At 45.2% G+C, this 19,738-nt stretch carries 16 protein-coding genes and 1 pseudogene; 2 read left to right on the forward strand and 15 right to left on the reverse strand.

Annotated elements, in window-relative coordinates:
- Positions 1 to 6: 6 nt before the first annotated feature.
- From PCH05_RS12865 to PCH05_RS12910, 10 genes are all read right to left on the reverse strand, one after another.
- On the reverse strand, positions 7 to 4,533 hold the full coding sequence (locus tag PCH05_RS12865) for an S-layer homology domain-containing protein (protein WP_127602789.1): 4,527 nt from the start codon (positions 4,531 to 4,533) through the stop codon (positions 7 to 9).
- Positions 4,534 to 4,877: 344 nt separating this feature from the next.
- Entirely contained in the window at positions 4,878 to 5,636 is a 759-nt protein-coding gene (locus tag PCH05_RS12870) for a DUF3600 domain-containing protein (RefSeq protein ID WP_127602790.1), read from the reverse strand.
- The gene (locus PCH05_RS12875; RefSeq protein WP_127602791.1) at positions 5,623 to 6,210 is read right to left on the reverse strand and encodes a sigma-70 family RNA polymerase sigma factor; all 588 of its coding nucleotides are present in this window, start codon (positions 6,208 to 6,210) and stop codon (positions 5,623 to 5,625) included. Before PCH05_RS12875 ends, PCH05_RS12870 begins: the two co-directional genes overlap by 14 nt.
- Before the next feature lie 190 nt (positions 6,211 to 6,400).
- Positions 6,401 to 7,627 (reverse strand): copper amine oxidase N-terminal domain-containing protein, encoded by a 1,227-nt coding sequence (locus PCH05_RS12880; RefSeq protein ID WP_127602792.1) that lies wholly within the window; start codon positions 7,625 to 7,627, stop codon positions 6,401 to 6,403.
- Positions 7,628 to 8,042: 415 nt separating this feature from the next.
- On the reverse strand, positions 8,043 to 8,954 hold the full coding sequence (locus PCH05_RS12885) for an NAD(P)/FAD-dependent oxidoreductase (protein ID WP_127602793.1): 912 nt from the start codon (positions 8,952 to 8,954) through the stop codon (positions 8,043 to 8,045).
- Positions 8,955 to 9,375: 421 nt separating this feature from the next.
- On the reverse strand, positions 9,376 to 9,600 hold the full coding sequence (locus PCH05_RS12890; RefSeq protein ID WP_246049522.1) for a hypothetical protein: 225 nt from the start codon (positions 9,598 to 9,600) through the stop codon (positions 9,376 to 9,378).
- Between the two features lie 173 nt (positions 9,601 to 9,773).
- Positions 9,774 to 10,175 carry an Rrf2 family transcriptional regulator gene (locus PCH05_RS12895; protein WP_127602794.1) on the reverse strand — a complete coding sequence of 134 codons (402 nt, stop codon included), beginning with the start codon at positions 10,173 to 10,175 and terminating at the stop codon, positions 9,774 to 9,776.
- Positions 10,176 to 10,366: 191 nt separating this feature from the next.
- On the reverse strand, positions 10,367 to 11,212 hold the full coding sequence (locus PCH05_RS12900; protein WP_127602795.1) for a DUF2785 domain-containing protein: 846 nt from the start codon (positions 11,210 to 11,212) through the stop codon (positions 10,367 to 10,369).
- A gap of 226 nt (positions 11,213 to 11,438) precedes the next feature.
- A complete protein-coding gene (locus tag PCH05_RS12905; protein WP_127602796.1) occupies positions 11,439 to 12,677 on the reverse strand; it encodes an RICIN domain-containing protein in 1,239 nt (412 codons plus the stop codon).
- Positions 12,678 to 12,915: 238 nt separating this feature from the next.
- Positions 12,916 to 13,800, reverse strand: a complete 885-nt coding sequence (locus PCH05_RS12910; RefSeq protein WP_127602797.1) for a helix-turn-helix transcriptional regulator — start codon at positions 13,798 to 13,800, stop codon at positions 12,916 to 12,918.
- A 109-nt stretch (positions 13,801 to 13,909) separates the two neighbouring features.
- Between PCH05_RS12910 and PCH05_RS28180 the strand changes: the two are divergent.
- Positions 13,910 to 14,297, forward strand: a pseudogene (locus PCH05_RS28180) (DMT family transporter); the annotation flags it as partial.
- 102 nt (positions 14,298 to 14,399) lie between these two features.
- Positions 14,400 to 14,834, forward strand: coding sequence for a DMT family transporter (locus tag PCH05_RS28185; RefSeq protein WP_443093732.1), 435 nt, complete (start codon positions 14,400 to 14,402; stop codon positions 14,832 to 14,834).
- A gap of 128 nt (positions 14,835 to 14,962) precedes the next feature.
- Here the strand turns inward: PCH05_RS28185 and PCH05_RS12920 are convergent, their stop codons facing one another.
- From PCH05_RS12920 to PCH05_RS12940, 5 genes are all read right to left on the reverse strand, one after another.
- A complete protein-coding gene (locus PCH05_RS12920) occupies positions 14,963 to 15,904 on the reverse strand; it encodes an NADP-dependent oxidoreductase (RefSeq protein WP_127602798.1) in 942 nt (313 codons plus the stop codon).
- A gap of 96 nt (positions 15,905 to 16,000) precedes the next feature.
- A complete protein-coding gene (locus tag PCH05_RS12925; protein WP_127602799.1) occupies positions 16,001 to 16,324 on the reverse strand; it encodes an ArsR/SmtB family transcription factor in 324 nt (107 codons plus the stop codon).
- 130 nt (positions 16,325 to 16,454) lie between these two features.
- Positions 16,455 to 17,363, reverse strand: a complete 909-nt coding sequence (locus PCH05_RS12930) for a poly(ethylene terephthalate) hydrolase family protein (protein ID WP_127602800.1) — start codon at positions 17,361 to 17,363, stop codon at positions 16,455 to 16,457.
- Between the two features lie 102 nt (positions 17,364 to 17,465).
- Positions 17,466 to 17,984, reverse strand: coding sequence for a GNAT family N-acetyltransferase (locus PCH05_RS12935; protein ID WP_127602801.1), 519 nt, complete (start codon positions 17,982 to 17,984; stop codon positions 17,466 to 17,468).
- 54 nt (positions 17,985 to 18,038) lie between these two features.
- The gene (locus PCH05_RS12940) at positions 18,039 to 19,280 is read right to left on the reverse strand and encodes a stalk domain-containing protein (RefSeq protein ID WP_127602802.1); all 1,242 of its coding nucleotides are present in this window, start codon (positions 19,278 to 19,280) and stop codon (positions 18,039 to 18,041) included.
- Positions 19,281 to 19,738: the final 458 nt, after the last annotated feature.

Here is a 19,738-nt window from a genome sequence, read left to right on the forward strand (position 1 = left end):
CGTTATTTAACGTGAATTGTATTCAGCGGCTTTTAGCATGATCGTCACCGCCTCCGCTCGGGTAGCCGTTTCGTTTGCGGCGAACAGGTTGTCGCTCCGACCTTGGATCAATCCTTGCAGCGCTGCAACCTGGATCGCGTTTTTTGCCCAAGCGGGAATGGTGGCGTCATCGGCAAATGCCGTTTTGGCTTTGCCTCCCTGGCTCGTCTCCAGATTTAATGCGCGCGCTATCATCGCAACCATCTCGTCGCGTTGTATAAAGGCGTTTGGCCTGAATGTTCCGTCTTCGTAGCCGTTAACGATTCCGGCGTTTACCGCTTGCGCGATAGCTTCTCGTGCCCAATCTCCGATAGAGCCAGCATCCTTAAAGGTAACAGAGCTGCCGCTTCCATGCAGCTTAAGGACCCTGGCCAACATGGCTGCAAATTCAGCCCGCGTCACCTTTCCGCCGGGGCGGAACGAACCATCCGGATAACCGGTTACGATCCCAAGCTGAACGGCCTTTTCAATATCGGCTGCAGCCCAGTGGCGAGGCGTGTCGGTGAATGAACTTGAATTCGGCTGGACAACCCCATTCACTACCGCAAAAACCGCATAGATGCCGGTCTTCATAACGTCCGCTTGGATAATGCTTGCGGATACCGTCCCCCCGACTTCAACCCACTTCTTGGATGAAGGTTCATAGAAGAAGATGCATGCCTTCTGATCCGCTTTAAGGTTACGGCTGTCGAAGGATATCGACATGCGGACTTCTTTTTCGAAACTGCCGCCTGGAATTAACGTCAGTTCGTATGCAGGACTGATGGCTCCGACTTTGTCATTCATCATGGGACCGGGATCTAGCAGCTTATGAATGCGCAAGCGCGCCGGTGTCTTCACCGCATCCCGCGGAATCTGGATGGTAACCCGGTCGCCTAATGTTAAAGTGCCGGGCTTACCTGGGGTCAGTGAGAGTTCTGCTTCGTCTACGTTTGCGGTAGCTCCTCCTCCGCCTGCGTTTCCACCCCCGCCGCTGGCGGTCGTGCCACCGCTCGGTGCTCCAGGATCGGTCGGTTTTTCCTCGATTGAAGCTTTTAACCGGGATACCAGGTCTTTCAGCGTTTCGGCGACAGACTCGAATTGATAAGGATATCGGTCCAGCATGGCAAGCAGCTGACCACGGAGGGCAGGATCGCCTTTCCCCAAAGCGAGCAGTTGTTCCGCTAGATGCACCGTTTCATTATACGATACCATTAAATCATCGCCGTACACTTCCAGCTCATAAATCGAATAGCCATATTTGGTATCGCCTACCGGACGCCGTTCCACGCCTTGAAATTTCACGTATCTGGCATCGATCGAATCGAAATCGATCGTATCCAGTTTCCCATTGGACCGGAGAATCTCGTCGTTTGGTTTCACGTTGGTCCAGATTTGTTTATCCTGGGAAACAAGGAGCTTGAACTTTTCCGCTTGCGTCTCCCAGGCGATATTGATCTTATTGATTTTCCGGGACTGACCGAGTTCGACAATCATCCAGGAGGCATCATCGTACGCGCTGGACCATCGGGTCGAAAGATTGCCGTCGATCGCCTTATCCGGCGTCAAAACGTCCGCTTCCAACGGGGATGATTCCGCCGTGGCTTGTAGCGCGAAATTATTGACATCCAGCAGCGGCGTATAACGGTTATAAATCTGTAAATTGTCGATCACGCCCTTGAATGCATTCGTGTCGCTTCCAATTTTTCCGGCGGGCAGCACCAGCGTTTGGATCAGCGGTACCGGCTGTCCAAGCTTCTCCACGTACTCGTTACCATTCACATAGAGCGACACGCCGATTTGATTGCCGGTCAGCAGAATATGCGTCCAGCGGTTCGCCGGGACTTCATATTGAAACACGCTGTCATATCCCTCTTTCGAGAAACCCAGCTTCCCGGTTTTCCCCTGCTTTAGCTTAATCGTACCGTTAGGGGATTCCATCAACACGGCATCATCCGGGTTATCCGCATCCGGTTTGATCCACATCGACACCGTCCAGCCGAACCACAGCGGGTTCAGCGGTGTTTGAATAAAGCTCTGGCCGCCGTGAAAAGCGGCGCCCTTTCCGTATTTACCTTCTTCCAGCGTTACATTCGTCGCTGCTCCATCCATATGATTGCCTGAAGCATCCTCAAATCCGTTCTCGAACGGGTAGCTGATGACGTTTCCATCCGTATTATCCACATCGATGCGGTGCGACAGATCGGTGTTGGGCGCATCTCCGATACTCGAGGCTGCTTTCATGAATGCGTCATAATCGGCTCCGTCCCGAGCTCCCTGCCACATTTTTTCGGACAGCACCTGCATGGCCGGGAGCATTCTCGCATGGGAATCGTCCATCGATATGCCGGAGGCATAAGAAATATCGTTCCATAAGGCGAACATCCCGCCTTTCAGCTGCGGAAGGCCGTACGGCAAAGTGACTCCGAGCCATTTGACGGGCTCCCATTCCCGATACAAGAGCGGCGTATCCAGGTAATCCCGATAGAGCCTCGGCACTAGATACATATAGTTGGTATCCGTGTTGATGATATCATATCCTTCGTCCATCGCCTGCTGCGGTCCTTCATAGGGTTCATACCATACTGCCATGGTCGCTTGGTTGCTGACCGGCGTCGTGCCGGCAAATTGCTTGAGCCCGCCCCAAACGTAGGGATGCTTCCCCTTGTCGTTGATATGCCTAATCAGCGTATCCATGTACTTGCGAAAATCCTCGTTCGACCCGCCTGCATATTCATCCGTTCCGATATGCACGTCCGGCCCCAGGAACGTAGGCTCTGTGTCGCTGCCGTATCCGTCGATGTATTCGTCGAACAGATTCGTGATGAATTCGGTTGCGGCCGGCTTCGTAATGTCCAGGAAGCTATCCTTGCCAATTGTTGGGTCATAGGTGGTAAAAGCACGTGAATGGCCCGGCGTATCGATCTCGGGAATAATGTTGATACCATATTTGCGGCCAAGCCGCTGCAAATCCCGGAACTCCTCCTTCGTATAGTAGCCATCCTGGCTCGCAAGGCCCGGGTACCGGTTACTCTCCAAACGGAAGGCGGAACGTTTACCGTCCGGAAAAGGCGCCCCCACATCGTCATTCAAATGAATTTGCAAATCCGTCATTTTATACCAGGACAGCATTTTGACGTATTCGCGCAAAAAATCAATCGTGTAGAACTTTCGTGCCACGTCGATCATGAGCCCCCGAGTCTCGTATTTGGGGTAATCATGCGATAGCCCTTTCGGCAGCTGATCATGGCTGCCATCCTGCTTCAGGATTTGAAGAACGGAACGGGTTCCCCACAGTACACCCTTATCGGCCGGCGACGCAATGGAGGCGTAATCCTGGATATCCAGCACGTATCCTTCGGTTCCCAGATAGTTCAAAGAAGGATCAAGGGTCAGGTAGATATCCCCGCGCGCAGGCGAGCCTTGACGGATCGCCAAATCCAAACCGCTGACATCCTTCAAATCCGCCTTAAGAATATCCGCGGTCGTTTGCAGGGCCGCATCCCGAAATACGATGTTTGAAGCTGGCGTTAGCTTGAGCTGTCCAGTATTCCCTACCCATTCCCTGAGGGATGGGATAACCCTGGGTTCAGGATTCCGGTCTGCCGCAGGCGGATAGACTCCGGGTACCTTCACTTCAAAAGAAGGCGTTATGCCTTTCTCATCCGGTTTCGCTTCGTTCTGCACCTGCAGGATGACATGGACCTTGCGATCCACTAACGGCGGATGAATGACGGCATCTTTATCGATCACGGGCAGCGCATCGCTGCCATAGACGGATACCCGGTATCCGGCGGGAACCGCGGGCAGGGTAAGCTGCGTTTGTCCTTCGGCAATCGGCTCAAGACCGGTGATGCCCTGGATAATTTCCGCAATAGGGTCCTCTTCAAACACTTGAAACTCATAAAAGGAATAACCATAATAAATGCCTTCAACCGGAGCTCGTTCCACCCCTTGGAATTTTACGAATCTCGCCGGTCTGCTCGAAAAATCAAGCACATCCTTTCCTCCGCTGCAATCGATCAAACCATCGTCGTCCCGGATATTATCCCACTGCTCACCGTCGACCGAGGTGTAGATTTTATATGTTTTGGCCGGTGTTTGCCAGTAAATGGCTACCTGGCCGATATTCTTTGTTTCGCCTATATCTACGAGGAACCACTGATCGTCCGTCTTAGCCGATGACCAACGCGTGCCCATGTTCCCGTCTACGGCAAATTCGGGGAACAATCCGTAGTCTACCTCGTTGCCGGAGACTTTGACCGGCTTTTTAAAAGCGTAGTTTTCCTTTCCTGCTTCGGATAAAGCGGTTTCAGAATACGTGGCGTCAACGACTGGTTGCTGCATATCCGTTTGTTCACCGGCTGCCGGTTTCTCTATAAGCGGAGGAGAAGGTTCATCGCTGCTTTCTTCAGAGAAGGCTGTTGGCATATGCGACGAAAAAACAATCGAGAATAATAGTACCAGTGCTGAAAAAATATAGATTCCCGGTTTCAAGCGTTGCCAAGTGTTCATGTTCTCATCCTCATTTCGTTCAGTGAAATGGAAATAACTTCCTTCCTTGCAACATCCATGATTGCGAAACGCATCGTGTCCACTCCGGCCTTACGTTACACGTATCACATTTTTAAATTACCATCATCAATTGTCACATTATAACCCCCCTTTCCTTGGATTACTGTCTATCATAAGAGCCTTTTTCCTTGATCCAGAAGAGACTTTTCATGACATGGATATACTTTTGATGATATTTCCTAAAAAAGATCCTCTTAGCACAAAAGAATAGATCAACAATATATATCCACTGAAAAAGGCGAACGGACTTTTCCGTTCGCCTTAACTGCTTTTTTTTATTAAGATCAATCTCTCGGCTTAATTGAAATGCCCAGCTTCTTTAAAAATGGTTGCAACTGCTGCACTATTTGCTCTATATTCGCTTGATCTTCCTGTGATAGCCGATCTACATGAACACTTCCATCCGGATCAAGCGTTTTGTTGTCATAAGCCTTCATCTCATTCATTAATATCTGATACTCGTTGAATTCTTCTTTGCTGAGTATGTCCCTTGCTTGTTGTAGCTGTTCTTTCCAGAACGGAGAGCTATAAAGAGGTTTAGGTGCTTTCTTCGTCGGCTGAACATCCTTTAATTTATGAAAAATGGGTTCCAGCTCTGTTGTTAATTTTTTATAGTTGCTTCGCTCCCCTGCGCTCAATTTCTCAATATTCAATTTTCCATCTGCATCTGCCATTTTCAAATTATAGGTTCCCACCTCTTGAAGTAAGGACATGAATTTTGTGAACTCCTCTTCACCGAGGCTTTGTTTGGCGGCCTGCAGCTTTGCCTCCAGCTCATCATATTGCTGCTGCGTGACTCCATACTTAGCGATATTTTGTTGCGAACCATAGATGGAATCAGATAGATAGTTATAACCGGCAAAGGCACCCGCAGGGATTAGCAACGAAGCAGCCAAAATACAGGTTACTACCCATTTTTTCATTGTTCTTCCCCCTTGAGTGTGTGCAACATGGTTAAGTATTTTTTCCTTGAGCTCCGCTGGTGCTGTCCAATCTTCGGTTTCTTCCTTTAAAGCCGTTCTCAACCTTTCATCGAGACTCATTGAGGTCCTCCACCCTTCCTATCGCCCGAATGTTTATTTTCTGTTTTTTGCGCATCTTTTGCAGAGCAGCATGGATTCTTGACTTTACGGTTCCAAGAGGGATTTCTAATGCGGCCGCAATCTCATCTTGCGTGTAATCATTCAAATAATGCAGAATTACGACTTGCTTTAGCTTATAAGGAAGTCGATCCACGCTTGCAAGCAGCGATCGATTCGATACTTTGTTGACCACCTCGCTTGCGAAATCGTACTCCACGGCTTGGTCCATCCGTTCCGCTTTTTTGATCGTTCGTACATTTGTCCAACTCTTTCTCCGGTGAGATTGAATTTGACGCATGACCACTCCCATTAACCAAGGCCGGAACGGTCTGTTTATGTCAAACTTTCCAAGAGAGCGATATACCTGGATATATATCTCCTGAATGACATCCTCTGCATCGGATGGTTCTCGAATAAGGAAATACACGGTTTTGTAAACATCCTGAATAGTTGCTTCATATAACTCTCCAAACGCATCACGGCTCCCGTCCAGCGTACGTGCTATAAGCCTTGTATATTCAGATGGATGGTTCATCTGTCACCTCCTCCCCTTCGCGCTTACAGTATATATTGGTCATAAAGATGGATATCGTTCGAAATATTTTAAGATATAAGAAGCTGCTTATTTCAATAAATCAAAAAGCCCGCAATCGATGCGGACTGTTAAGGGTAGATGCTTTATCGAATCCTGATATTTAGCGCGTGGAATTCGCTATCTTCTTTTTTCATTTCATCTGCTGCCAGCTTTTTAAATCGTGAATGGCGAAACCGGCATAGCTTGCATAATGCGCCAATTGATTATGGGTGGTCTGCAGCTCTTTTTCCATCGTTTCGCTGCTCATGGAATAGAACGAGACCTGCGGACCCTCTTTGCTTTTGACGGTTTCTACAGCAACAATAACTTTCTTCTTCAGGGTGGAGGCTTCTCTCAGCATAGCTTGGGCATTTTCCACAATGCCATCACTGCCTAACGCCTGGTTCCGATAATTCATGATGACGAGGCAATCGAACTTCTCCAGCATCCATGCGCTCATACTGTAGTCCTTTCCCGGCACCTGAATCGAATGAAGCCAGAATGGAACGTCGAACGCAATTTTTAAACCGCTCCCCTTGGTTTCTTTCTCGATCAATCTCAAATTGTCCATCCAGCTTTCTAGAATTGTTTTATTGTCCGACGTCCATTCCCTAAGGGCATAAGGTTCAATATCCAAATGCAATCCGGTAAAGCTCGCTTCTGGGCCAACAGAGGAATTATAGGCTTTTACCCACGCAATAAACTTCTGAATATCCCCCTGCTTAGATCTAATAGCCCATTCGGGACGACCCTCAAGCGCCTCCACTTCCATTCCTTCGCTCTTCGTTTTTCGAATAAAGTCCTCATATATGGCTGGATCTATATCTTTATCAATTTGAAGGTAAATAGAGGTTACACCCTTTATTTTTGCAAAGTTAATCCATTGATCTTGATTCTGTTTCAGGATGTGACTGTCCCATATCCAGGTCCCTTTCGGAACACGGGCCACGGATGTCATGATGCTCACCTGATTCCGCGTTGGCTTCCATTCGACAATGGCGTGCAAGGCCTCACTAATAAAACGCAGCGGAACCATTGTACGGCCGTTTTTGAGCACAGCTGCCCCTTCAAAATCCACCCTTGTACCATTCACGAGTGCATGATTTTGACCCATTGACAAAATAATGATGTCACGGTTTAGCGAGATGGTGATTTGTTTTGTTTTTTCATTCCATTTCGTTGTAGCTCCGAGCTTGCCGGATACGAAAGCAAGGGGAACCATCGTTAGGTTGGATCTCTGATCGACGTATGGGTGCTCATCCGGGAATTGGACTTCATGCCCATCCACGGATACATTGACTTCAGAAGCGTGGACCGCAGGGATTTGCGCAGAAAAACTTAGCATGACAGCTAAAATGCATACGAGCCATTTCTTCATGGGAGACTTCCTTATCGTTTTAAATTTGTTTCCTTTTAATTCTTCCAGAGTGTTGGTATTCTTTCATGTTTTCGTATCTCTTCCAAAAAGTTATGATGCGATCGTATCGTTGCGTTAAATATGGATCGATCGTTCTGTATGTAGATTATCAGATTCGCTTCTGCTTGAGTAGTGCGCATTTTTTTGTGTGATCCGATCATTTTTGTAAGATAGGATACTTTTTGATACTTGGGATGTTAAGCGTCATCTAACTGGTTTCAATCGGCATCGAATACTTATCTAATTCCTCAATAATAAAAGCCGCAAAAATGCGGCTTTATTCGTGTATGCTCCTCATGTCGTCGTCCATTCACAGTACTCATTTCCGTGCAGAAGAATTTCCTCCACGCTCACGATGTATAGTTGGATCATCATTTCATTGTTTTCTCTGCCAGGCTTCCTTATTTAATTCTCCGTTTATTGCTGCTGCAGCTAAGGCTCCTGATGCGGCAGCTGCAATAGATTGATGCATTAGTGAAGACGCGTCACCTGCTGCGTACACGCCAGGGATACTGGATTTCCCAAACTCGTCGACTGCAATCACTCCTGTTTCCGAAATGCGGCAGCCAAGAACCTGGGGCAAATCCGTTCCGGGAACCAGTTCCGGCTTAAAGAAGATTCCCGTGCACGGAATTTCTGTCCCATTCTCAAGCACAACATGGTTCACCATACCTTCGCTCGATAAAATGGCACGAATCGGCTGATCGTATAGCGGAATCTGATGATCCCGCAATTCATCGCGTTCTGCCTCGCTCAATTCATCGGGACCGTTCGTGCAAACGACAAACCGCTGCGTCCATCCCGACAACAATGGAGCGAAATGCATGAGTGCCGCCCCTCTGCTAATGACAACCAGTGGCTCATCCCTTAATTCCCAACCATCGCAATACGGACAAACAAACGCACTTTTTCCGTAAACTTCATCCAATCCCGGAATTCCAAGCTTGCGATCCTTCATCCCTACGGCAAACAGCAGCTTCTTGCTAGTGATCTTCATCCCTGCAGCTGTCATCAGCAAGAAGTTCCCGTCCTCACCCGAGATTGAGACTATGGTACCTTCCGCATGGGAAACCGACGGATAGACTCGCAGTTGCTCCTTCGCAATGCGCCGGATTTCACTCGGGCTGATTCCGTCCCGCGTCAAAAACCCGTGCGCCTCCCGGGTCACGGCATTACGGGGACGTCCCTCATCAATAATCATCGTCTGCTTCCTTGCGCGCCCCAGTATAAGACCGGCGCTCAAACCTGCGGGACCTCCCCCAATGATCGCTACATCCACTTTGTTCATGAATATGAACCTCCTCATTCGTATGTTATTCGAAATTTATGGCGACAGCAGGCCAGATACAGTGCTCTCTGTCACATATTTGCTGACTTTGCAGGCGAACATTCATCTTGCCGAACCGAATGCCTTGTCGGATTTTCAGTTCGTCGCCGTAGTAACCCATAGCACGAATATCATTGCATTCATCTCACAGGTTGTTACCAACGATAAGATATGTATCCCTTTAGCAGCAGTAGTTAGTCCGTTATTTTAACTCCAAATGTTCGGACTTTCCATGTAGATATTAGAGATACTGGATATCTCTAATTAGAGTAAAAAATTAATTGATCGATAGCTATCATTCACCTCCTATATCGAATCCGTGGCCTACTCTTCAGAGTTGACTCAAACTTACCGAAAGGATCTTCATGACATCACTAAGGGTTTAGCGAGGTTCATTTTCGGCCGAATATACCCAAGCTGCCTGCCCATTTTTACAATCTGCCCTCTTATAACAATCGGCTACATGAGCATGCAGACTGCGAATGGAAATTCCGCCTAAGGCTTTCACTTCTTGAACATAATCTGCATGGGAGAAAGTCTCGCAATAACGAAATAAAGATTCTCTTGTGCGTTGGATCAATTCATACTGGCTTTCGAATACATTCATCTTCCCACGCTCCTTTGGATCATCTGTTACGAACTGCCCATTCTGCTTTTGCAACCACAATGCTCCGCAAAATGCTTCGGCGGATCATATGTTGGCTCAATAGATTTTCCCGTTTCTTTTTTACAGATTTTAAAGACACACGATGTCCTTAATTAACTCAAAAAAAAGGAGTATTATATGATGATATCCAACTCCCGCACAAGATCATACATTTTCTGATTTCTCAACTGTTCTTCCATCTTCTGCTCTGCCGATAATACCACCCTTTGAATCGGACATCCCGGTCCATGATCAAAACTGCAATCGAACAAGGAGGCTGATCCTTCAATCGCATGAATAATATCTAAGAATGAAATATTTTCCCAGTTTCGTTTGAGCCGATAGCCGCCATTTACCCCCGTTATCGATTCAATCATGCCCGCCTTAACCAACTTGGTCAGTATTTTGGACAGATAAGTCGGAGACACATTTTGCCGCTCTGCCAACTGCTGCACTCCTATTGGTTTTTGGGGAGTCGCCGCAGTAAGAAAGAGCATCGTATGAAGAGCATAATCGGTAGCCTTGGAGAACTTCATTCATCATCACCTCAAACACAGACTTAACATGTCTATAATAGCTATTATATTTCATTACGTCAAGAACAAGGCGGATTCAATATACAGAGTGTCCGGTGCTGGAATTGCATAAGCCACGTCAAATGGGCCTATATATTCATAAAAAGGGGGAATCCCTCAGCCAATGGCCTTGGAACACCCCCACTTCGAATTTAACGGATCGAAAACCTGTTCAATTTTGCTTCAGTACCCAGCATGACATCGATAAGCTCATTCCCCCGGCTATCGTGTCCCCTTCTGAAATAGAGACTGCGCACAAAATTTTTGCTGTTCACGCGCGCAACCACCTGACTTCGGCTTCTCGGCCAATTGCAGCATTGCGCCAAGCCGCTAATCCAGTCAGCGATTTCTTGATGTGGAAGTAACTCTTTGTCAATCATCGTATCCACGATATTAACTAACCGCTCATCATCCTCGTCGCTAAAAATATGTATACCATTATGAAGCTTGCCAGAAATAGCGATAAGAACCTCGCGCCGCATTGCGTCACTGCTCTCCTCGCACTGCACCAGCTCGACAAAAACATCCGCACCGTGAGCCGCGCTATGAGCCCAGCCTCCTTCTGAAAGGTAACCTCGCAGATCCTTTTCCTCTTTGTAATAACGGAGAATTGCTTGCATGATTTGCTCTATTTCCGCTGGATTGAAGAATGGATTCTGTCTGTGGCGCTGCACAATCAAAGCGATCGGCAGGGTAGAGAACGTTCTTGTAAAAACCGAGGGATTTTCCCCGCTGCCAATCATATAGAACAAATGGTTCTCATCAATCAGAACAGTTAAGAGACTGCGCAGCTCCTCATCACTAAACCTGTTCTCTTCCTTAATCCACATATAAAACATCGGGTAGATCAGCTCATCACGTAATTCCGGCTGAGGATCGCCAATATATTGAAGTAACAAAGGCAAGAAATCTTGATGCTGCTCACCTTCGCGTAATTGATACTTTTCCTTCTCAATTCTTTGCAAATCAAGCATCAATTTAGTTCTTGTGTCACTCATTTTTCCATTCCTCTCATCATTCGTAAGCTCGCCATTCTGGAATCTTACAATAATTTCTCCCTATGTACAAATAAAAATAGAATCACCTCTCCTCTACTTCGGATTCTCTCAAATATAAACTGGAATGATGCTAAAAAGCCCCTCGTCCAAAGGGACGAGAGGCCGCCGTATCACCCTATTTTCGAACCAGACCAATCAAAAGCATTCACTATAATGAATTTCGGTTTTAATTCACTTTTGTAAACGACCACTTCTGGGCATCGGTACCGTTGTCGCTCCACTGCTGTACCACAGCCCCGTCAGCAGTGGAAGATCCCGATACGTCGGCGACCAGTCCGCTCGCCTTGGATACCAGTTTGTAATATCCGCCTCCGACATCCACGATGCTCCACCGCTGCGCATTCGTTCCGTTGTCGTCCCATTGCTGCAGCTGAACGCCGGTTGCTGTCGAAGAATTCGGCACGTCCAGCACCTTCCCGCTGTGCACGGCCGTGAGTTTATAGAAGCCATCGCCTGTGCTTTCGATCTTGAATCTTTGGTTATTGGCGCTGTAGTTGGTCCACTGCTGAATCTTTGCCCCGCTGGCTGTCGATACATCGACCACATCCATGACTTTACCGCTGGCCTTGTTCCCGATGGTGTAAATGCCGCCGCTCACGATATTGGGCGCATCAGAGCTTTGATATACCCGTACGTAATCGACCAGCATTTGGGCAGGGAACTGCGTAGAATTATTCGGACTACCCGGCCAATTGCCACCGACCGCCAGATTCAGCAGCAGGAAGAACGGCCGTTGGAATTCCTCCGTGTTACCTGTACCGTTTTCGATGTAGAATGCGTTATACTGCTGGCCGTCGACGAACCATTTAATATACTTGGAATCCCATTCAACGCTATACACATGATATTGGGAAAAATCAAGATTTCCGGATACCTGCCCATAATCGGCTTGGCCATTGGCATCCCAGTGAACGGTACCGTTCACATAAGGATTGTTGTTGACCCGCTCCATAATATCCGTTTCTCCGCTCTTAGGCCATCCGACGGTATCGATATTCGTTCCCAGCATCCAAAAGGCCGGCCATAATCCTTGTCCCGACGGCAGCTTGATACGCGCTTCGATCTTTCCGTACGTGAAGCTGCGCAGCCCTTGCGTTTTAATCCGTGCCGATGTGTAATTCATTCCGCCGTAGGCTTCTTTGCGGGCGGTAATGACCAGATTTCCACCCGTCACCTGGACATTCTCCGGGCGATCCGTGTAATACTGAAGCTCATTGTTGCCCCAACCGCCGCTGCCGGTTCCGATTTCCGCTTTCCAATTGGACTTGTCCAAAGAAGTTCCGTTAAATTCATCGCTCCATACCAAATTCCAGGTCGGAGCCGCATTCGTGACGTTCGCAGGCATCATGGCAATCAAAAGACTGAACAGCACCATCAGGCAAAGCATCTTTCCTTTTCTTCGCATCCTGTTCCCTCCTAAATTCGAATTAGAAAATCACGGCTGCATAAGGCAAAAATATGCTTTTCAATACTAGAACGGTCTCTTGAAGCTGAGTTCACCTCTCTTTCGAACGGGTTTCATTATTAGAATCTATGTCGTCGTTCATAGGTGACTAAATCGTTTTCTATCAAATGATTGCGCTTACATATTTTGTGATTTCATTATAAACTGGATACCTTCATCTAATCAATCTAAATTTTGGTTATTTATTATTTAATTTTTTGAAGGCCAGCGGCGTCATGTTCATCAACTTCTTGAATCTTTCAATAAAATAGCTGGTACTGTTAAATCCGACTTTGTAGGCCACTTCTGTAACATTCGAACCATCTTGCTGCAGCAGGAGCAAACTTTTCTGAAGCCTGTAATCGATCACGTAATTCAGCGGAGTCGTGTTCAGCATGCGTTTGAAATAACGGCAGCACTCCGAACGGCTCAATTGACCGGCCCTGGCAATATCGTCTAATGTGATTTTTTCGGTGTAATGGATATCGATCCAGCCTAACATCTGCTTCATCCGATCACTTTTGGCTGCTTCCATAGGGTCGTATGTGAGTTGAAAACAATTCATGATTAAGTTTTTCCATATACATGTCAAATGCATCGTAACGTCGATTTCAAAGTGTAGCGGTTTTCGTTGAATGCAATCATGAATGTTCATCATCGCATCTAATATTGTTTTCCCCCAAGCCTGATTAGAATCGATATGCAAATAAGGTAAATTTGTCGCTTGGATATACGGGGCAACATGCGTTGCGTGAAGCTCTCTAGGCACCACAAAATGAGGAGAAACATTTAAACAAATATAAACGCAGCCCGATTTATTCATTTCTTCCGCCATATGCAAGCAGCCGCTGTTGATAAAGATCCCTTCACCTCGCCGAAGATTTATTTTATCTTCATTGATTTGAAAGACGGCTTCCCCTTTGACCATTCGAACAAACTGAATTTCATCATGCCAGTGGAGCGGTATATGTCCATGAATATTTTGGCTAATCGTCGTTTCGTAACAAGCTACCGGGAGTATGACCGTTCGATGCTCGGTTCGTTCCTTTAAGTTTGGGTCGATTTTGAAATCTTTGATTTGCACAAGACCACTGCCTCAATATATTTATATTTTTATATCCAATTTCGGTATTTTCATATCAAATTTTCACCTATTATAACACTATTATTACATTTAAGGTGGAGAAACAGTCATGGATAACGCTGAAAAAAAAGGATTAATTCTTGTGACCACAGGGGCAGTATTTTGGGGGATCAGCGGCACCGTTTCCAAAAAACTCTTTCAGCAAACCGCCATTGATGTCAATTGGCTTGTAGCGACACGTTTGCTCATCGCCGGGATTCTACTGTTGACCATTCATTTTCTGGCTAAAGACCGCTCGCAAATACTTGCCGTATGGAAAAATAAAAGGTCCGCTCTTCGACTTGTTATTTGTTATTTTCGGTTTGGTCGGTATGCTATCGGTTCAATATACGTATATGGCATCGATCCAGCACGGGAATGCGGCCGTTGCTACGCTGCTGCAGTACTTAGCTCCAGTCATGATCATCATCTATTTGATTCTGCGGAAACAAATGACCTTCACGCGTAAGGATTTGCTGACCGTTCTCCTTGCTCTGGTGGGCTGCTTTTTCTTGTTGACGAACGGTTCTGTTTCCCGGATTTCCGTGCCGCCTGCTGCCATGGTTTGGGGGATTTTATCTGGAATAGCCTTGGCCTTCTACACCTTATACGCCGTTCCGTTATTGAAGCAATATGATTCCCTCGTCATTGTCGGATGGGCGATGATTATTGGCGGCTTGGGGTTAAGCTTGATCCATCCCCCTTGGCAAATTGACTTTAAAAGCCTTTCGATGGAGACCTATTTGTATCTTATATGTCTAATCCTGTTCGGCACGATGATCGCATTTTGGTTTTATATCGAAAGCTTGCAAAGTCTTTCCCCTAAAGAAACAAGCCTTCTAAGCAGTTTGGAGCCGCTCGCTGCCGTAATCACAACTGTATTTTGGTTAAAAGAGCCCTTTGGTTTTTACCAATGGCTGGGGACAGCGTGTATTATCGGGTTGATTTTGGTAATGGCATTGGCATCGAATAAAAAAAGCGTTGATCAACCCTGAGGAGCTTCATCCTGGGATTGGCAACTCAATTGGTTAGTTGATTGATCAACGCATCGGTTTTTCTAGAATTATTTTATTTTAATGATTACCTTACCTTTGGCCCTTCCGCTTTCCAGGTAATGAAATGCTTACCCTGCATCTTTCAAAGGAAACACCTTGTCAATGATAGGCTTGATGAGACCCCCTTCCAGAAATCCCTTTAACACCTTCAATTGTTCTCCGCTCGGCTTCATAAAAAGGAAGTGATATCTCACTTGGCTCTTCTTCTCCAGGGCTTTGATCTTCCAGCCTACGGTGGACAAAATGGTTGTTTTCAACCAACCCAAATTCGCTTCTTTGCCAAATCTGGCGTTTGGCATGCCGGAGATGGATACGATTTGACCGCCCGGTTTCAGGATGCGGAATGATTTGTCCAGCGCTGCTCCACCTAAAGTATCAAAAACAGCATCATATCCGGTCAGCATTTCTTCAAAGTTCTCTTTTTTATAATTAATGATGAGATCTGCTCCCAATGATTTGACTAAATCATAGCCTTTATCGCTTGCTGTTGTGGCAACAAAAGCGCCGAGCTGCTTCGCCATCTGGATGGCGAAGGTTCCTACGCCTCCGGAACCCGCGTGAATCAAGATCTTTTGGCCTTTTTGGAGTTTTAGTATATCAACCAAAGCTTGGTAAGTAGTAAGCCCGATCAGCGGTATCGATGCCGCCTCTTCAAAGGTTAAATTCTGCGGTTTCAGCCAGATATCATCCTCATGAACGGCAATAAATTCGGCTAACGTTCCGATTCGGTTTTTGCGGGGTCTTCCGTACACTTCATCCCCAGGTTTAAAGGTATTCACCCGATCCCCAACCTGGACGACAACCCCGGAGAAATCATTTCCTAAAACGAGAGGAAATCTGTATTTCAACAGGAATTTCATGCCCCCTTCCTTAATTTTATAGTCAATCGGATTTAAGCTGGCTGCATGAATTTCAACTAGCACGTCATGTTCTCCGATATTCGGCATGGGTTGCTCTGTCATCACCAATGGAACGTTTTTTCCGTACTTCTCAATGATCATAGCCTTCATTTCATATCACTCCTTATTAGGATTATTGGTTTAAACGATTGAACCAAATGCTCAAAAAAATTCTCATTCAGGTATTTCTTTAATGTCTATGGATCATCACTTAGGTCCATTGCATTCGTCTTCAACGGCAGTGATTAATGATTTGAGTTGTTCAAGCGGTTTACGGACCGTCAATACATAATAGTTTTCGACGCCTTTTTTTTCGGATTTGATGTAACCTGACTGTTTCAACACCTTTAAATGATGGGATACTGCCGGTCTGGACAGATTGATATGGGCTGCTATTGTATTCACATTAAGTCCCGATTTGTTCTGTGCCAACAACATAATGATCGCTTGCCGATTTTCATCGGTTAGCACTTCCAATAAAGGGATACAATCTTTAAATTGCTGCAGAACATCCTCGGTTTGCTGGTTCATACGATCCACCTCTATAGTCCATTCGTTTAATCCTTTAAACATATTGTAGCTATTTACTGAAAAAAATCAAGCTAAAAAATGAAATTCCTAGAACTGCAAGCTTTTTTGTACTTGTCGAATGGGATAGGAATCACTCCATATTTGTTTGTATCACGTTCACCCACTTTGTATTATGCATCATCTCGGATGAATTGCCATAGAACGCCTTCATGGCATCCTGGTCATCAAGCAGCTGATATCTCATCCAAGCCGTCAAGTACCCTCTATGATTGCCACCATTACCTTCTATCGCTGTATGAGCTGCACCTTTTGCCATTCCCATCATTACAGGCGTTTTTGGATTCGTGTGATGCAAGGCGGATCGATTCGTAGATACCGGGGAGATCAGAAAGTCTCGTGTACCGCCCATAATAAAGAAAGGAGCGGTAATACGTGCTGTATCATACACATCTTCAGGATCACAATACTTCAAATCCGGGAGAGCGATGGACACAACCGTCTTAATTAGCGATCCATTTGTATAATGGGTATGGGCATTAATGACTCCGGTGGACCCTTGAGAATGTCCAGCTGCGCCAATATGGTCCATTTGTATTTTTCGATAGAACAAGCTGTCTGTTCGTTGGCTCTCATTTTTCAAATAATCAATCGCCGCCATAATTTCTTTGCCTGTTCCTGTTGTTTTGCTATAGGAATCTATTACAATGAAACCCCAGCTCGCAAGATGAGTTAAAAGTTCATCATAACGATCGGGCGTAGCACCGGTTCCATTCCCCCATGAAATAACGGGATAGGATTCGTTTCCTTCGAATGCCGGGTAATATATTCGGTATAAAGCCTCTCCGCTCGTACGTTTAATTTCTTCTACCTTTACTTGATGGCTTCCTTGCTGTGCATACCGCTGCTCAATGCTTCCTTCCGCAAGTTCCGGTACTTTTGAATGAATGATGATTTGCATGAAAATGGTTAATGAAACGGCAACGATAACGACCAAAGCTGTCAACCATAACATCCACTTTCGTTTTTTCAAGATCGGCATACACATGACCTCTACGATAGTCCATCGGTTCACTATCGTTTTCTCCGTTATAATATGACCTTAAATTGATTTTCAATTTGCAAATATATCTTTGAATAACATTTAAATGACTATCCAGTATCGCTTCAATATATTCCCATTTTCTTCTATAAAGTCTTCATCCGCAATGCCTCCATTACTAATAATGGTTCTTTCAGAAGCAACATTATCCTCATCGCATACCACAAGCGCTTTATTGATTCCTAGCTTCTTGGCCTCAATCAAAGATAAACGTAACAATTCAGCAGCATAACCTTTTCTTCTTTCTGATGGACGTATGCCGTAGCCGATATGCCCGCCTCTATTCAATAAAAACTCCGTTAATTCATGCCTGATGTTCACTGCACCCAAGATCCTATGATCTTCAGAAACTAACCAAAACGTTGAATCAGGAACCCAACCTTCTTTAAGATTTATGCCTCTTTCACTGCTTCTCAGCCAATGTATCATTTCACCAAAATCAGATGGATCTCTACGAATAACCCATGGGACCATATCTTCGCCACTCTGTATCCATTCCTGATAGAAATCTAAATATTCTTCCTTCAGACGCATTGAAGGTCTGGATAAATAAACACTCATAGTAACTCCTCCCATCAAGTCTCAGAATCTGACCATGTACTCGAATTCGCGCCGTCACCATCCACTTAGTTTAGCAGGATTGCCTGCTGAATCAACTCGGTTGTCGAAGTCCAGGTCAAGATTAATATCATCACTATATGTCCAATGACCATTAGCATATTTCAAATAAATAAGTACTTCGGACACATCATGGTCTGCCTTTTCATCCTCTATAGCCATACTAAAATCAAGCTTGCCTTGAACGACAGCCTCCTTTTCACCAAGGAAGACGACGCGTTCGTCAAATAAATGATACCTATAGTCGGAATGAGCAAAACTCTCCTTTACAATACTTTCCCAAGTTACAGAAACGAAATTATCATCATTCCAACTTTTAATAATTGAAGGATCTGTAAATTGAACCGTGAGTTCCAGGTTTTCCTCGTTTAACGCTTGATAGTAGGTTCTTAAATCTGATAAGACGGTGTTCTGCTCGCCATAACGATTTTTCATGATGGAAGCGGCCTGTGTGTCGATATCCTTCGGGATTTCCATATTTTTATAAATTACAGCTTCATTTGCTATTTTCCATTGTCCATGCTCATAACGAATGTCGAAGAGATACACATCGGATTGATTTAATACTTCTGAATTCTTGATGTACGTCACTTGAAGTTGTGCTTCAGTGGCAGAAGTAAACTTAATCCAATCCACTGTTACCGTATAGTCTCGAAGTTTGATCTCACTGACTGGTTTATTGGCTTCGTAATCATATTCAAGATTCATATAATTCAATTTTAGATTGTCTGACGAATATAAACGTGGACTAAACGTATCGTAGTACTTCGTAAGAAGTTCTTTGATAGCAGCTTCTTCACCCAATCCATAAGCTTGCAAACGAACCGTCGAATTTGCCTTATCATAATTAACTGAATATTCTGATAAGTTACTGACCAAACGTAGAGGAAGATACACCTGTCCATTACTAACAGGAATCGCATTGTCTAAGTAGTATGTCACGCCATCAAACTCAATACGGTCCTCGCCAGCCCAGAATTGAATTTCTGCGCCCCTAATGGCTCCTGAGATCTGCTGAGTATCAGAATCATATGCAACTGTAAATCCCAAAGCCGAAAAAAATGAGCGGTAGGGTACATACATAACGCCAGACATTACGATCGGTTGGACTCCTGCAATCTTTACATTGTTCACATACAATTGAATCGGTTTGTTAGCAGCAGATGCACTTCCTACAAAAAGCTGAGTAGTCACTAGCAAGCAAAAGCTAAGCAGCGAGACTGACAATTTTCTATTCATATTACACTTCCTATTCTAATGAATGTATATGTAAATTAAGTTAAATATTTATGTTGTTAAATCTAAAAATTATTTTTTTTCATCATTTTCTGTTTCTGTTATCTCCTCATGCTACAAGCCGCCAGTATAATTACGAAGTGTTTTTCTGCAGAATGCTTTAGCTCTTATGGTGCTACCACAAAAGCAAAACCAGCTGGAACATCATCTACACTGAACAGATAAGGAAATAGAACGGATGGTTTCGACCACCATATATCAAAAACTTTATTTTGTTGAAACATTATTTGGTTGCCCCCATATCTCCGATAAATCATGCAGATAAAAGGATATAGGTTATTTAGAATGAATTTTATATGTTGGTCTGTCAGATTTATTGTGATTTGCACTTAATCCTCTCCGTTCTGTGGGATAAAAATTCAATATCACAATGAACATCTTGTCTGGTCAATGAATAGATC

The organism is Paenibacillus chibensis (genome assembly GCF_004001045.1).
GTDB lineage: Bacteria > Bacillota > Bacilli > Paenibacillales > Paenibacillaceae > Paenibacillus_AQ > Paenibacillus_AQ chibensis.

Excerpts from the sequence above, each read along its gene's own strand:
- PCH05_RS12900 (WP_127602795.1), bottom strand. The coding sequence starts at position 11,212 with ATGAGTGACACAAGAACTAAATTGATGCTTGATTTGCAAAGAATTGAG.
- PCH05_RS12935 (WP_127602801.1), bottom strand. The coding sequence starts at position 17,984 with ATGAGTGTTTATTTATCCAGACCTTCAATGCGTCTGAAGGAAGAATAT.
- PCH05_RS12925 (WP_127602799.1), bottom strand. The coding sequence starts at position 16,324 with ATGAACCAGCAAACCGAGGATGTTCTGCAGCAATTTAAAGATTGTATC.
- PCH05_RS12880 (WP_127602792.1), bottom strand. The coding sequence starts at position 7,627 with ATGAAGAAATGGCTCGTATGCATTTTAGCTGTCATGCTAAGTTTTTCT.
- PCH05_RS12885 (WP_127602793.1), bottom strand. The coding sequence starts at position 8,954 with ATGAACAAAGTGGATGTAGCGATCATTGGGGGAGGTCCCGCAGGTTTG.
- PCH05_RS28185 (WP_443093732.1), top strand. The coding sequence starts at position 14,400 with ATGGTTTGGGGGATTTTATCTGGAATAGCCTTGGCCTTCTACACCTTA.
- PCH05_RS12865 (WP_127602789.1), bottom strand. The coding sequence starts at position 4,533 with ATGAACACTTGGCAACGCTTGAAACCGGGAATCTATATTTTTTCAGCA.
- PCH05_RS12920 (WP_127602798.1), bottom strand. The coding sequence starts at position 15,904 with ATGAAGGCTATGATCATTGAGAAGTACGGAAAAAACGTTCCATTGGTG.
- PCH05_RS12890 (WP_246049522.1), bottom strand. The coding sequence starts at position 9,600 with ATGAATGTATTCGAAAGCCAGTATGAATTGATCCAACGCACAAGAGAA.
- PCH05_RS12870 (WP_127602790.1), bottom strand. The coding sequence starts at position 5,636 with ATGAGTCTCGATGAAAGGTTGAGAACGGCTTTAAAGGAAGAAACCGAA.
- PCH05_RS12940 (WP_127602802.1), bottom strand. The coding sequence starts at position 19,280 with ATGAATAGAAAATTGTCAGTCTCGCTGCTTAGCTTTTGCTTGCTAGTG.
- PCH05_RS12875 (WP_127602791.1), bottom strand. The coding sequence starts at position 6,210 with ATGAACCATCCATCTGAATATACAAGGCTTATAGCACGTACGCTGGAC.
- PCH05_RS12905 (WP_127602796.1), bottom strand. The coding sequence starts at position 12,677 with ATGCGAAGAAAAGGAAAGATGCTTTGCCTGATGGTGCTGTTCAGTCTT.
- PCH05_RS12895 (WP_127602794.1), bottom strand. The coding sequence starts at position 10,175 with ATGAAGTTCTCCAAGGCTACCGATTATGCTCTTCATACGATGCTCTTT.
- PCH05_RS12930 (WP_127602800.1), bottom strand. The coding sequence starts at position 17,363 with ATGCCGATCTTGAAAAAACGAAAGTGGATGTTATGGTTGACAGCTTTG.